This is a genomic window from Campylobacter volucris (assembly GCF_008245045.1).
GTDB classification, from domain to species: Bacteria; Campylobacterota; Campylobacteria; order Campylobacterales; family Campylobacteraceae; genus Campylobacter_D; species Campylobacter_D volucris.
This window is the reverse complement of the sequence record NZ_CP043428.1, coordinates 321,276-335,159: the sequence shown is the minus strand read 5'-3', so window position 1 is coordinate 335,159 and position 13,884 is coordinate 321,276. Positions and strand designations below refer to the sequence as shown.

11 protein-coding genes and 1 tRNA gene are annotated in these 13,884 nt (G+C 31.1%); 1 reads left to right on the top strand and 11 read right to left on the bottom strand.

What is annotated here, in order from left to right:
* Positions 1 to 14 precede the first annotated feature (14 nt).
* From CVOLT_RS01820 to CVOLT_RS01805, 4 genes are all read right to left on the bottom strand, one after another.
* Positions 15 to 536 carry a MotE family protein gene (locus CVOLT_RS01820; protein WP_235362416.1) on the bottom strand — a complete coding sequence of 174 codons (522 nt, stop codon included), beginning with the start codon at positions 534 to 536 and terminating at the stop codon, positions 15 to 17.
* A complete protein-coding gene (locus tag CVOLT_RS01815) occupies positions 533 to 952 on the bottom strand; it encodes a flagellar FliJ family protein (RefSeq protein ID WP_039665185.1) in 420 nt (139 codons plus the stop codon). Before CVOLT_RS01815 ends, CVOLT_RS01820 begins: the two co-directional genes overlap by 4 nt.
* Positions 949 to 2,199, bottom strand: a complete 1,251-nt coding sequence (locus CVOLT_RS01810; RefSeq protein ID WP_039665184.1) for an adenylosuccinate synthase — start codon at positions 2,197 to 2,199, stop codon at positions 949 to 951. The genes CVOLT_RS01815 and CVOLT_RS01810 overlap by 4 nt, the downstream gene beginning before the upstream one ends.
* A gap of 26 nt (positions 2,200 to 2,225) precedes the next feature.
* Positions 2,226 to 2,323: transfer RNA gene (locus CVOLT_RS01805), tRNA-Sec, on the bottom strand.
* A 78-nt stretch (positions 2,324 to 2,401) separates the two neighbouring features.
* Between CVOLT_RS01805 and CVOLT_RS01800 the strand changes: the two genes are divergently transcribed.
* Positions 2,402 to 2,869 carry a hypothetical protein gene (locus tag CVOLT_RS01800; protein WP_039665183.1) on the top strand — a complete coding sequence of 156 codons (468 nt, stop codon included), beginning with the start codon at positions 2,402 to 2,404 and terminating at the stop codon, positions 2,867 to 2,869.
* Positions 2,870 to 2,893: 24 nt separating this feature from the next.
* On the opposite strand, the gene putP is transcribed toward CVOLT_RS01800, so the two are convergent.
* The 7 genes from putP to CVOLT_RS01765 form a co-directional block, all read right to left on the bottom strand.
* Entirely contained in the window at positions 2,894 to 4,375 is a 1,482-nt protein-coding gene (gene putP / locus CVOLT_RS01795; RefSeq protein ID WP_039665182.1) for a sodium/proline symporter PutP, read from the bottom strand.
* A gap of 13 nt (positions 4,376 to 4,388) precedes the next feature.
* Positions 4,389 to 7,886 (bottom strand): proline dehydrogenase / 1-pyrroline-5-carboxylate dehydrogenase, encoded by a 3,498-nt coding sequence (locus CVOLT_RS01790; RefSeq protein WP_039665181.1) that lies wholly within the window; start codon positions 7,884 to 7,886, stop codon positions 4,389 to 4,391.
* A gap of 141 nt (positions 7,887 to 8,027) precedes the next feature.
* Complete coding sequence (selD, locus tag CVOLT_RS01785) at positions 8,028 to 9,059, bottom strand: selenide, water dikinase SelD (protein ID WP_084059199.1); 1,032 nt, start codon at positions 9,057 to 9,059, stop codon at positions 8,028 to 8,030.
* The gene (yedF, locus tag CVOLT_RS01780) at positions 9,056 to 9,631 is read right to left on the bottom strand and encodes a sulfurtransferase-like selenium metabolism protein YedF (protein ID WP_039665180.1); all 576 of its coding nucleotides are present in this window, start codon (positions 9,629 to 9,631) and stop codon (positions 9,056 to 9,058) included. Before yedF ends, selD begins: the two co-directional genes overlap by 4 nt.
* Before the next feature lie 63 nt (positions 9,632 to 9,694).
* On the bottom strand, positions 9,695 to 10,417 hold the full coding sequence (locus CVOLT_RS01775; protein ID WP_039665179.1) for a ModE repressor domain protein: 723 nt from the start codon (positions 10,415 to 10,417) through the stop codon (positions 9,695 to 9,697).
* Positions 10,418 to 10,461: 44 nt separating this feature from the next.
* Entirely contained in the window at positions 10,462 to 11,031 is a 570-nt protein-coding gene (fdh3B, locus tag CVOLT_RS01770; protein ID WP_039665178.1) for a formate dehydrogenase FDH3 subunit beta, read from the bottom strand.
* A gap of 11 nt (positions 11,032 to 11,042) precedes the next feature.
* Entirely contained in the window at positions 11,043 to 13,865 is a 2,823-nt protein-coding gene (locus CVOLT_RS01765) for a formate dehydrogenase subunit alpha (protein WP_132038058.1), read from the bottom strand.
* Positions 13,866 to 13,884 lie beyond the last annotated feature (19 nt).

Below are 13,884 nucleotides of genomic sequence, written 5' to 3'. Positions count from 1 at the left end.
AAACTCCTTAAAACTTATTGTGAACTTGCATTTTGATCTAAATTTTTTAAAAGCAATGTTAAATCAGAGGCCTTTTTAGGATCCATTTTTGCCATGATAGAAGAAATTTTTCTTGGCTCTAAAGATAATAAAATTTTAGAAGCTTCCTCATCATCCATTTGACTAAGTATCCCGGCTACTGCGACATCTTTCATTTTGGCATAAATTTCAGTGATACGACCCATAGTTTTATCATTAATTACTTGAAGATTTTGTTTAGTAGCTTCTAAAATACGCTCATTTTGCTCTTTTAAGGTTTTAATTTCTTGCAAACTTGCGTTAATATCTGCTTCTTTTTGTAACAAAGCTTGCATTTTTTCTTTTTGCAGAGCTTCAAAAGATGCTCTATATGCTTCTAAACTTTGTTTTGCTTCATCATACTCTCTAATTTGATCTTGCATTTGAGCTTTTCTTGCTTCAAAATACTGCTCACAATTTTCTTGAGCATGAAGATATAATGCAAATAAACTAAATACTAAAATAATTTTTTTCATTATTTTCCCTTGTTAAAATGTCTTGTGATAGCAAGTTCATCAATAAATTTTTCTTCTTCTTTTTGTAATATTTTTTTAATTTTTTTTAATTCCTCATTTTCTAAAACTTTCATTTTTTCAAATTCTAAATGTGCTCTTTTATAAAGATGGTGATTATGGGCTAATTCTTTTTTTAATAAGTCCAATTTTTGCTTAATAAGTCTTTTCCCATCTCTTGCTATTTCTTGCATTTTTAAAGAAGACCTTAAAAGTGCTATAGAACCTTTATCTGCTAAACTTAAGCTTTCACAAGTTTTTGTGGCTTCTTTTAATTCTTCTTCGCATTGTAGAATTTTTTGCCTAGTTTTAGTTAAATTTGCTTCTGCTTTATCAAGTTGTTGTTTTCTAAGCTTTATAACAGAAGAATATTTGCTTTTCATAAAATGATAGTATCATCTCTTTCTGGGCTTGTAGATATATATCCAACTTTAACTCCACTAAGTTCTTCTAAACGCTTAATGTATTTTTTAGCATTTTCAGGTAATAAATCATAATCTCTAATGCCAGCTACCTTATCCCAACCTTCCATTTCTTCATAAATTGGCTTTACATTTTCTAAATCACATGGAACATAATCAATTTCTTTTCCATTGTATTCATAGGCTTTGCATATTTTTACACTTTTAAAACCATCTAAAACATCAAGTTTCATTAAAGATAAATAATCTAAACCATTTAATCTAGCTGTATATCTTACAGCCACAGCATCAAACCAACCACATCTTCTTTTTCTACCTGTGCTTACACCAATTTCTTTACCTATAAGTCCTATTTTTTCTCCATCTTCACCTAAATCTTCACTTGGAAAAGCACCATTTCCAACTCTAGTTGTATAAGCTTTCACTATACCTATAATTTTTCCTATTTCTTTTGGATTTAATCCCAAACCACTTAAAGCTCCTGCTGCAATCGTAGTTGAACTAGTCACATAAGGATAAGTTCCATGATCAATATCTAGCATAGAACCTTGAGCACCTTCTAAAAGTACTTTTTTATCTTCATCCAAAGCTTTCCAAAGCATTCTAGTAGTATCTGTGATGTAAGGTGCTAAAATTTCTTTAAATCGTTTTAAGTCTTGCAAAATTTCATCATAGCTTGGCATTGTGATATCTAAAGCATCAAAATAAGTTTTTTTGAATTCAAAATCTTTCATTAGATTTTCACAAAGTTTTTCAGGCTCTAAAAGCTCTCCGACTCTATGTCCAGTGCGACTAATCTTATCTTCATAGCTTGGCCCTATACCTTTACCAGTCGTTCCTATAGCCTTTTCGCCTTTTAATTTTTCTCTTGCTTGATCAATAAGGGCATGGTAATTTAAATTTAAATGAGCTCTATCGCTTATATATAATCTTCCTTCTAAATTTTCAAATTGAGCCATTTCGCTAATTAAAACATCTGGATTAACAACCACGCCATTGCCTATAATATTTATACATTGATTATGAAGTACTCCTGATGGCATTAAATGTAAAGCATATCTTTGGCCATTAACCCATATAGTGTGTCCAGCATTATGTCCGCCAGCACTTCTACAAACATAATCATAATTTTCACATAATTTATCAACTATTTTACCTTTTCCTTCATCACCCCATTGAATTCCTACAACTATATCTGCTTTATTCATAAAAAACTCCACTTTTTAATAAAAATTGGCGAGAAGGTGAGAGAATCGAACTCCCCAAAGAATAGTCAACTATCCTTTCATCTGATTTGAAGTCAGTGGTCATCACCAGATAAACTAACCTTCCAAAACACAATTATATAAAAACTTTATAAATACAGAAAAATTAGTTATAATAAGCACCATTTTTCAAAAAGGTCTATCAATGAAATATCTAAAATTCGCCTTACTAATAAGCTTAAGTTTGCTTTTTACTGCATGTGCAAGTACTACAATTGGAAAAATCAAAGGAAAGGCAAGCTATAAAGAATATGAAGGTGCTTATGCTAAATGCGGGAATTCAAAAGAAGAACAATACTTACAAAAACAAATCAACCACTATTTAAAAGAAGAACAAATTTATGGCAATGAATTAAAAATAGAATGCAATATCAAATACTATGATGAAGGCAATAGAATTTTTAGACATTTTGCTCCAACAGGTGCAATGGGAGTAGGTGCTGCAAAGTCTAAAATCAAAATAATCTTAAAAAATCGTTTTGGCTTTAGTATAGCTAGCTTTGAAAGCTCTTCGGAAATGAAAATGGGATTTTTAGGAGGAGATGCTAAAGGTGTATTAGATGAAAGTGCTAAAGAAATAACATCTTATATTAAAAAAAGTTATATAAGATAAGGTTAAACAACCTTATCTTTAAAATCACAAATGCTGTAACATTTTTTCATATGCTGCTTTGGTTCCAGGTCTAACAGTAGTAAATAAACTCACTACTACAATAGCAATACAAGCAGCTACAAATCCTGGTACAATTTCATAAAGACTAAAATCAAACTTAGTAGCTAAGAAATTTTTATAAACAACTACAACCACAGCACCAGTAATCATACCTGCAATCGCTCCATATCTTGTCATTTTAGACCAAAACAGCGAAAATAACATAACAGATCCAAAACTAGCACCAAAACCAGCCCAAGCATAAGCAACTATACTTAAAACACTTGAATTTTTATCGGTTGAAATCACAAATGCAATTACAGCAACTGCTAAAACTCCAAATCTACCTAAAGTCATAACAGTTTGATTTGAAGCTTCTTTGTTGAAAATTCTTTTATAAAAATCTTCAGCTATAGTTGAACTTGAAACTAGTAATTGCGAACTAGCCGTACTCATAATAGCAGCCAAAATCGCACTTAATAAAATTCCAGCTATCCAAGGATTAAAAAGTAACTGCGACATCACTATAAAAATCTTTTCAGGATCTTGCAAGCTTAATTCAAATTTACTCACATAAGCTATGCCCAAAATTCCTATCATGCAAGCTCCGATTAATGATATAACCATCCAAGAAATTCCTACAAAAGTAGCAGTTGGGATATCTTTAGTTGAGCGTATAGACATAAAACGCACCAAAATATGAGGTTGGCCAAAATATCCAAGCCCCCAAGATAATGCTGAAACTATACCTATAAAACTTAATCCTTCTCCCATAGATAAAGCATTTGGCTTGATTTCACTAACTATATTTAAAGCCTCATTAAAGCCACCTAAATGATAAATCATCACTATAGGAACTATGATTAAAGCACTCATCATTAAAAGCCCTTGAATTAAATCTGTCCAACAAACTGCCTTATATCCACCTAAAAAAGTATAAGCAACGATAATAATCGTTCCAGTAGTCAAAGCATAATCATAATCGATTCCAAAAGTTGCTTCAAAAAGTTTTGCTCCACCAACTAATCCTGAAGAAACATAAAAAGTAAAAAATGTCAAAATAACAAAAGCACAAATCACTCTTAATATATGCTTATCATCATCAAATCTAGTCTCAAAATAATCAGGAATCGTAATAGAATTTGCAATTACACTAGTATAAATTCTAAGTCTTTTTGCCACAAAAGCCCAGTTTAAAAAAGCTCCTATACTAAGACCTATAGCTATATAGCTTTCAGCTAAACCACTCACATATAAAGCTCCAGGTAAACCCATCAAAAGCCATCCGCTCATATCAGAAGCTCCAGCACTAAGCGCTGAAACAACAGGCCCCATAGAACGACCGCCTAAGAAATAATCTTCTGAATTTTTATTTTGTTTATAAAAATAAAAACCTATAAAAAGCATTAAAGCTGAATATGCGACAAACATTATCGCAATTTGCGTATTAATTTGAACCACTTCCATTTATACTCCTTTCTTATTTTAATGCACGAATTCCCAAATTTCCATAACGATGGAAAGATATACTTAATGCTTTTTCATTATGGTATAAAAGCAACTCAAAACGACCATTAAGCAAAGGTTTGGTATTTGCGATAATTTTTGCACAACTTGCTGCTTTTTTGAAAATTTCATCATTTTTATCCAAAGGCGCAAAATAACGAATTCTTTCATATTCACCAATTTTGCTAACAAAATTTTCTTTACTTTCTTTAAGGAATAAAGTTTTAGTGCTAATGTGTTTATTAATTTCTTTGACTAAATCAATTTTTTCATGCTCATCATAGCTTAAAATAAGATCAATATTTAAAATACTAGCTGCTAAAATAACTCCTAAAATATCTTTTAAACTATCATCTTTATACACCTTATAGGCAATATTTTTAACTTTAGTGTAAGAAAATAAATTATCCTCACCTCTAATATTTACATAATCTTTAGCCAAAGCAAATTCATTTTTAGCATGATAAGCATAACTTTTTGCCATGTCTTTTACCGCTTCAAATTCAAGCTTATCTTTGTCATTTAAATTCAAATGTATAGATTGAAGTTTTTTTACCAAATCATTTTCTAAAACATTTAAATCAGCTTTTTCTTGCTCTAAATCCATAAATTGAGTAATATAATTATAAATTCCAACCTTTCTACCAAAACCAATAGCTGATTTTTTTACTCCTCCAAAAGGTTGTCTAAGAACTATAGCACCTGTGGTAGGTTTATTGATATATATATTTCCAGCTTCTATATTAGTATGAAAATATTCCCACTCACGCTCATCTAAACTTTCAAATCCAGCTGTTAAACCATAGCCAGTAGAATTTACTATTTCAATGGCTTCTTTTAAATTTTTTGCCTTCATTACGGTCAAAATTGGTGCAAAAAGTTCATTCATATGAGTAAAATCACCTTTTTTGGTTCCGTATTTAATACCAGGGGTTAAAAGATAAGGATTATTATCAACAAATCTTGGTTTTAAAGCCCAACTTTCATAAGGTTTTAATTCCTCAAGTGCTTTTGTGAGTTTTTCATCAGGCTTATCTGCTAAAGCCCCAAGTTTATTTTTAAATACAAAAGGATTTCCTACAGCCATAGATGATGCTGCATCTACTAAAGTCTTTTTAAATTCTATATCCTCATATACTTCTTCTTCTAATACAAGCAAAGAAGTAGCTGAGCATTTTTGACCTGAATTTGAAAATGCTGAATGAATGATATTTTTAATCGCACTATCACGATCAGCAAATTTAGATACTATCGTTGCATTTTTTCCACCCGTTTCAGCGCTTAAAAGTAAGGTTGGATTTGCTTTAAGCATTGCATAAGCAGTTTCTTCTCCACCTGTTAATACTGAAAATTTAACACTTTCATCCACTAAAAGATATTTTGAAATATCGCTTCCTTTAGATGGTAGAAAAATCAATGCATCTTTAGGAATACCCGCATCCCAAAAACATTTACAAAGCATATAACCTGTTAACATAGAAAGAGATGATGGCTTATAAATTACTCTATTGCCTGCTGCCAAAGGTGCTGCTATGGTTCCTACTGAAATTCCTACTGGAAAATTCCATGGTGCTATAACAACCCCTACTCCTTTTGCTTTAAAAGTTGTATTTGGATTTTGCTCTTTTAATTTTTCTAAAGAATGTGGATAAAATTCTAAAAAGTCTATAGCTTCGCTCACTTCAGGATCAATTTCTAAAAATGTTTTTCCTACCTCTAATGCTGCTATACCTATTAAATCACCTCTGCGTTCTCTCACAAGTTGAGCAGTTTTTGCTAAAATTTTATAAATTTCATCATGACTTAAATCGCTAAAATTTGAGCTCTTAGCTACATCTAAAGCGTATTTAATCTCTGCTTGGCCTGCCAAATACGCTTTTCCTATAGTGCGGTTTTGAATTTTATCTTTAACTTCTACAACTTTTAAGCCATCTTTTTTAATCTCTTCTTTGATAACTGGATAAACATCATAATTTTGTAAATTTTCATATTGAGATCTAATATTTTTTGCCCATTCTCTATTTGCTTTTAAGATAAAATCAGTGTCTGGTTCATTTTTGAATTCTTTACTTTCATAAGAACTTATAGCTTTTTGCTCTTTGTTTCTATCTTGAGTTCTATGAGTGGAATTATCAAGGGTTTTGATGCCTTCTAAAGATTTAATAAATAATTCTTTTTGAGCCTGCCAATTAGAGTCATTAACTTTGAGATTAAAAAAATATCTCATGAAATTATCTTCGCTTGTATTTTCATCAAGTCTTCTAACTAAATAAGCAATGGCATTATTAAAATGAGCTTCATCACAAACTGGTGCATAAAGTATAAGTTCGTGCATTTTTGATAATTCATAAGAACATTGCAAACTCATACCCTCTAACATTTCAAAAGTAAAACTATCCAAAGCATTTGCCTCGCTTATGCGTGTATAAGCATAAGCAATTTCAAAAATATTATGACTTGCAATCCCTACATTAATGTATTTATAATTATCATCTTCTAAAACAAAATCTAACATTTTATTATAATTACTATCTGTGTCGATTTTTTTATAAAAAGTAGGTAAAGCCCATCCTCTTTGAGATGCTATGGTTTCTTCACTTTCCATATTAGCACCTTTAACAAAGCGTATTTTTATAGGCTTCATGCCTTTTAAAACTCTTTCTTTAGAAAAAGCAAATAACTTTTTAAGATATTCATAAGAATCAGGAAGATAAGCTTGTAAAACAATACCTGCTTTAATGTCAAATTTAGCAACACTTTCCATAAAAGCTTCAACGGTTAATTCTAAATCTCTAAATTCTTCCATATCAAGGTTTATAAATTTAGATACACCTTGTTTTTTTTCCTCTTCTAAAGCAAGAGCATATAATTTATCCAATCTTTTAACAATCTCATTTTTAGAATACTCAAAATCAATAATGTTAATCTGTGAAAAAATAGTCGTAATTTTAATCGAAATATAAGTAATGTAGCTAGTTTTCAAAGCTTCTTCATATTTTCTCATTCTATAAGAGCTCTCAGCCTCACCTAAAACCTCTTCCCCGATTAAATTCACATTTAAAGTGATATTGTCTTCATTTTTTCTTTTTACCATATGAGGTTCTAATACACTAGGATTTGCATCCAAAACCATAGCCTTTGTATCTTCTCTTAAATGCTTAACAAAAAATGGAACACTTAATTTTGGTGCCAATTTTCCAAAATTTAAAAACGAAAAAAGTAGAAATTTTTCAAAAGCACTAAAAAAATCTGCTATTCCATATTTACTTAAAGTGTGTTCTATGAGTTCAAAACTTGCACTTTTATCTTTACATCTAAAAGAACGATCTAAAAGTTCTATGAGCATTACTTTGTTTTTTGGATTATTGAGAAGTTTTTGCATTTTTGCATGAAATTCTTTTTCATTTTGAGAAATATTGTTTTCAATCTTTCTTTGCAATTCTTCTGCTAAAAGTAAAGCTTTTTGTATCATTTTTTCCTCCACCTTGATAGTTAATATATTTCTATAATACAAAAAACGAAACATAAATTAACAGATATTGATTTAAAAATTTGCTTAAATAGGAAAAAAAGTAACATAAATAATTATTTGTAAAAGAATATAAATAATAATTTATTTTAAAAATAAACAATTATGGGTATTTTTTACACATTTAGCGATAATTTTAGTATGAATATTATTATCTTTCAAAATTTTTAAAGCTTCTTTGGCTTCTTTTTCACTCATAGCAGCTAAAAGCCCACCTGAAGTTTGTGGATCAAATAATATAATATCATCTTCTTTTTCTTTATCTACAATCACATATTTATCTAAAGCTTGCTTGTTATCATAAGCTCCTTGAGGTATGATACCCATATTTGCCATATCTACCACTTTGTCCATTAAAGGAATTTCATCTTTATAAACTTCTATGCTGATAGTAGAATTTAACATTTCTTTTAAATGTCCTAAAAGTCCAAATCCTGTTACATCGCTCAAAGCACTTAAGCTTTTAAATTTTTTCAAAATATTACTTGCGTAAAGATTTAAAAAGCTCATCTGCTCGCACATTGTAAAAATATCTTTTTTCTCTAGCAAATTTGCCTTTAAAGCCGTGCTTAAAATACCACTTCCTATAGGCTTGGTAAGTAAAATCACATCTTCTTCTTTAGCATGGTTATTTGCAAAAAATTTTTTAGGATGAACTTTACCTGTTACACTCAAACCAAAAATAAATTCACTAGTTTGTATAGTATGACCACCTACTATAACGCCTCCAGCTTCTTCAACCTTATCCCTAGCTCCTTGCAAAACTTCTAATAAAACTTCATCATCAAAATGACACTTATCAAAACCTACTATATTTAAAGCACTAATCACATCAGCACCCATAGCAAATACATCACTTAGTGCATTAGCTGCTGCTATAGCACCAAAATGATAAGCACTATCTACTATAGGAGTTATAAAATCTAAAGTCTGAACTAAAGCTAAATCTTCATTTAGCTTATATACGCTTGCATCTTCGTTATTAACAATACCACTAAGAATGTTTGCATGAGGTTTTAAAATACCAAGAATTTTGTCAAGACCCAACGGGTCTAATTTGGCAGCTCAACCCGCAGCTTTAACATATTGAGTTAGTTTTTGATTCTTATAAATCATAAAGAAATAATTTTAGCCTTTCCAAATAATTCATTTAAAATTTCATAAGCATTACCTATTTTGCCTATTTTTAATTCTTGAGTTTTACCAAAATACTCTAAGCACGCTCCACAACTATAAATTTCTACTCCCATATGTTCTAATTCTTTCATAGCTTCAAAAGCTATATGAGAAGAATCAGTATTAATCAAAACACTATTATTAACACATAAAATTTTTTTAGGAAAATTATCTAAATCTTTTAAAGTCTTTAAAAAACCCACCATTAAATTTTGGCCAAGCTCTCCTTCTCCGACTTTATCACTTTTTAAAAACAAAACATTAAATTCATCATTGTTGTATTGATTTTCTTGCAACGGCATTTTATTTTTGATGCTTATTATACTTTCATCTTCTATATCTTTAGTTTCAAATTCTATATTTAAAGATTTTAAAAAACGCATAACATTTTCTTTAGAAGTTTGTGAATTTAAAAGAATTTGCAAATTCTCATCTTTGGAAAGTTCTTCTAATGCTTTTTTAGTTTCTATAACAGGACGCGGACAAGCTAAATCTCTACAATCAATCTTCATATTTATCCTTTTAACTAAAGTAAAGATAATGATATAGTCTTATAACTTGTAAGGAAATTAACTTTATTTATTTTTTTCATTTTTTTTGAAAAATAATTCTTTAAAACGCTTATTTGTAAATTCTTCTACATCTTGTTGTAAAATTTTATAATTTTTAATCAATTCATAGGCTCTTGGGGTTAATTTACTTCCTGATTCTTCCCCTCTTCCTTTTTTTGCAACAATCAATTCTTCTTTCATATTTACTTGCAAATCTTGTATATAAAGCCAAGCTTTTTTATAGCTAATACCCAAAATTTTAGCAGCTTTAGCGATACTCCCATGTTCTCCAATAAGTTCTAAAATATCTGTTTTGCCTTTTCCAAAAAGCAATTTTCCATCAGGATTTTCAATCCAAATTTTACTTTTTACATTAAATTTTTTACCTTTTTTTTCTTTAAAACATCCTAATTCACAATATTTAATATCAATTTTATAATCTTTTAAAGTAGCTCTCACTTCTTTCATATCAAAATTTTTAGTTTTTTCTAAAGCATACTTACACTCTATACGATTTTTTTGATCTAATAATGGCTCTAAAATTTCAAAAATTTCACTTTTAGCAAAAGTTTTTTCTAAAGATCCAAACTGCCCAAGCTCACAATCTGAAATTTTAATATTAAGTTCTAAAATAGCATTTGCAAAATCTTGTTTTGAGTATTTTTTTAGTATCTGTAAAGCTTTGACACAAGGAAGCTTGTTATCTTTATCAAGATTATTTTGAATTTCTTCCATAAGTTTTTTCATTTACTAACCTTAAATCAAAGAGCACTAAAAGTGCTCTTTTAAATTTATTTTGCATCAAGTCCTAAATTTTGTCCTTTTAGCATAACTCTTTTTCTATACATCGCACTTACCTCAGCTGCATCACCAACCAAAAGTGCATTAGTAGAACAAACTGCTGCACACATAGGCACTTTACCTTCTGCGATACGATTTTGCCCATAAAGTTCTCTTTCTTCGTAAGAATTAGTAGGCTCAGGACCACCTGCACACATGGTGCATTTATCCATTTCTCCTTTGATACCAAAAGCGCCATCTCTTGGAAATTGTGGAGCTCCAAAAGGACATGCATAAAGACAATACCCACAACCTATACAAGTTTTTTTATCATGCAAAACTATACCATCAGCTCTGATATAAAAGCATTTCACAGGACACACTTGCGCACATGGTGCGTCAGTGCAATGCTGACAAGCAAGGGTTGTAGAAAATTCTTTTCCTTCAATACCCTCATTTAAAGTGATCACTTTTCTTCTGTTTATCCCAACTGGAACTTCATGAGCACTTGAGCAAGCCACTTGACAAGCAAAGCAAGAAATACAACGATTATTATCTACATAAAATTTCATTCTAGCCATGACTTATCCTTTTAAGCTTTCTCAAGTCTGCAAAGTCCTGCGTTAAATTCAGAAATTTGCGTGTTAATATCAAAACCATAATTTGTCACAGTATTTGAACTTTCACCTATGGTATAAGGTTTAGTTCCTTCTGGATAATTATAACTTAAATCCACCCCTTGCATAATACCTGCAAAATTATAAGGCAAGCAAATTCTATCTGGAGTAACTGATTGATTATGAACACATTTTACTTTGATTTTTGTGCCTTGTGGAGAATGAATCCACATCATATCTCCATCATTAATGCCATATTTTAAAGCAAGCTCTGGATGAACATTTGCAAACATTTCAGGAGTAATAGCCGCAAGATATTTGCTCGTTCTTTCAAGCATACCTGCTCCACTTAAATTTACTAAACGCATACTTGAAATAATAGTTGGAAATTCTTTACTCCAATCTGTTTTTTGCTGTTCGCTAATAAATTTACTTTCTACCCTAAAGTTTTTCTCTTGATCACCCCAAGTAGGATATTTTTTCACCAAATCCCAACGCGGTGAATGTATAGGTTCTCTATGTAAAGGAATAGGATCAGCAAATTCCCAAACTTTCATCCTAGCTCTAGCATTACCTAAACAACAAGCGCTTTTTTCTCTACATTTTTCAAGGATAATACCTGAAATATCAGTGCTCCAACTAGCACCCATTAATTCTTTTTCTTTATCACTAAGCTTGATATTAAAAACTTGTTCTATATTTGCTTTAGTAATTTGTGGATAACCACCTTTTACTTTACAACCTTTTGGAGTAAAGCTTTCATCTGCTAATTGAGAATGTCCATCGTGTTCTAAACCAAAACGATTTCTAAAGCCCATACCACCTTCTTCATAAGGAATATCTGTATTCCACATGATAGAAGTCCCTGGGTGTTTTTCATCCCAACAAGGCCATGGTAACCCATAATATTCACCCTTAACATCACCGCCTAAGCCTCTTTGAGTATCAGGATCAAAATGCTCCCAATTTTGCTGATGTTTTCTTAATCTCTGAGCTGAAATTCCTCTTAATCCTATACTTAAAAGCCCATTACTCATCTCTCTTGTAGCATCATCAGGCCATATGAAAGTATCATCTGCATCATCTTTTATCTGCACAAGCTTATGATCTTTTAATTGCATTTTCATACCGCGAGTGTATTCTTTATAAAAACCAAATTTTTTAGCAAAAGCAAACATAATCTCTTGATCTTCTTTGCTTTCATAAATTGGTTTTACCACTTGAGAACGCCACTGCATAGCACGATTTGTAGCTGTAACATAGCCTTCGGTTTCAAATTGAGTACATGCTGGAATGATATAAATTCCATCAGGACGATCAGCTAAAACCGCTACTTCATTAACAAAAGGTTCAGCAATTACTATCATATCAAGTTTTTTAAGTGCTTCTTGAATTTTTACAGTATGTGCCATAGAAGTAATACCCGTTCCTTGAACCCAAAGAACTCTAATAGGTGAGTTAGAATAAGTTTTTTCCTCATGCAATACACCTTGCCACCATTTTGCTAGTGAAAATCCTTTCTCATGCATCCATTCTTTGGAATAAAATCTTGAATTTAAATATTCTCTATCTACATTCCAAAAATTAGCAAAATGATCCCATGCATCATCTTTTAATCCATAATATGCTGGCAAAGTATCAGCCAAACAACCCATATCAGTAGCACCTTGAACATTATCATGACCTCTAATGATATTTGTTCCTGCACCTGGTTTGCCAATATTTCCCAAAACAAGTTGTAAAATCGCTAAAATTCTTGTATTTGAACTACCTACTGAATGCTGAGTAATACCCAAAGCCCAAAACAAAGTTGCTGGTTTAATTGTTGCTAGCATTCTTGTGATTTTTTCAAGTTGAGCAGCACTAACACCTGTAACATCTTCTACAACTTCAGGAGTCCATTTAGCAGCCTCTGCTTTGATTTCTTCTACTCCATAAGTTCTAGTTTTGATGATTTCTTTATCTTCCCAACCATTTTTAAATATCAAATGAAGCATACCATAAACTAACGCTATATCAGTTCCTGGACGAATTCTTACATACTCATCTGCATGCACAGCAGTTTTTGTAAAAACAGGATCTACAACAACTAATTTTGCATTATTACGATCTTTTGCTTGTAATAAATGTTTAAATCCAATAGGATTAGCTACAGCAGTATTTGCTCCAAAAATAATCATCATTTTTGAATGTTTTGTTACATCACCAAAATGATTTGTCATAGCGCCATAACCCCATGTATTCGCCACACCGGCGACTGTTGCGCTGTGTCAAATTCTAGCAACGTGATCTATATTGTTTGTTCCCCAAAAGGCTGCAAATTTCCTAAAATAATAAGCTTGTTGATTATTAAATTTAGCAGAGCCTAAAAACATCACACTATCTGGTCCATTTTCTTTGCGTATTTGAAGCATTTTATCGCCAATTTCATCGATAGCTTGTTCCCAAGTTAAACGAACCCACTTGCCATTTTCTTTTTTCATAGGATATTTAATACGCTGTTTAGATTTTGTAAGATCGATTTGATCTATCCCCTTACAGCAATGAGATCCTTGAGAAATAGGATGCTCTATAGCATTTTCTTGACGCACCCAAACACCATCTTGCACTTCTGCTTTGATTCCACAGCCTGCACTACAGATACTACAAATTGTTCTAACAATCTTAGAATCTGGATAAGGATTGGCAATCTCTTCTTCACTAGCATTTCTAATAGCTTTATTTTCACTACCAAATGCAGCGCTTCCAAGACCAGCAATACCAGCAAGCTTAAGAAAATTTCTTCTTGCTAATGCCATGTTTTTCCTTTCTTTGAAA

Bases quoted from the DNA above. Each gene is read 5' to 3' on its own strand.
- yedF (WP_039665180.1), bottom strand. From the start codon at position 9,631: ATGAAGATTGATTGTAGAGATTTAGCTTGTCCGCGTCCTGTTATAGAA.
- CVOLT_RS01815 (WP_039665185.1), bottom strand. From the start codon at position 952: ATGAAAAGCAAATATTCTTCTGTTATAAAGCTTAGAAAACAACAACTT.
- CVOLT_RS01790 (WP_039665181.1), bottom strand. From the start codon at position 7,886: ATGATACAAAAAGCTTTACTTTTAGCAGAAGAATTGCAAAGAAAGATT.
- CVOLT_RS01775 (WP_039665179.1), bottom strand. From the start codon at position 10,417: ATGAAAAAACTTATGGAAGAAATTCAAAATAATCTTGATAAAGATAAC.
- CVOLT_RS01800 (WP_039665183.1), top strand. From the start codon at position 2,402: ATGAAATATCTAAAATTCGCCTTACTAATAAGCTTAAGTTTGCTTTTT.
- putP (WP_039665182.1), bottom strand. From the start codon at position 4,375: ATGGAAGTGGTTCAAATTAATACGCAAATTGCGATAATGTTTGTCGCA.
- CVOLT_RS01810 (WP_039665184.1), bottom strand. From the start codon at position 2,199: ATGAATAAAGCAGATATAGTTGTAGGAATTCAATGGGGTGATGAAGGA.
- fdh3B (WP_039665178.1), bottom strand. From the start codon at position 11,031: ATGGCTAGAATGAAATTTTATGTAGATAATAATCGTTGTATTTCTTGC.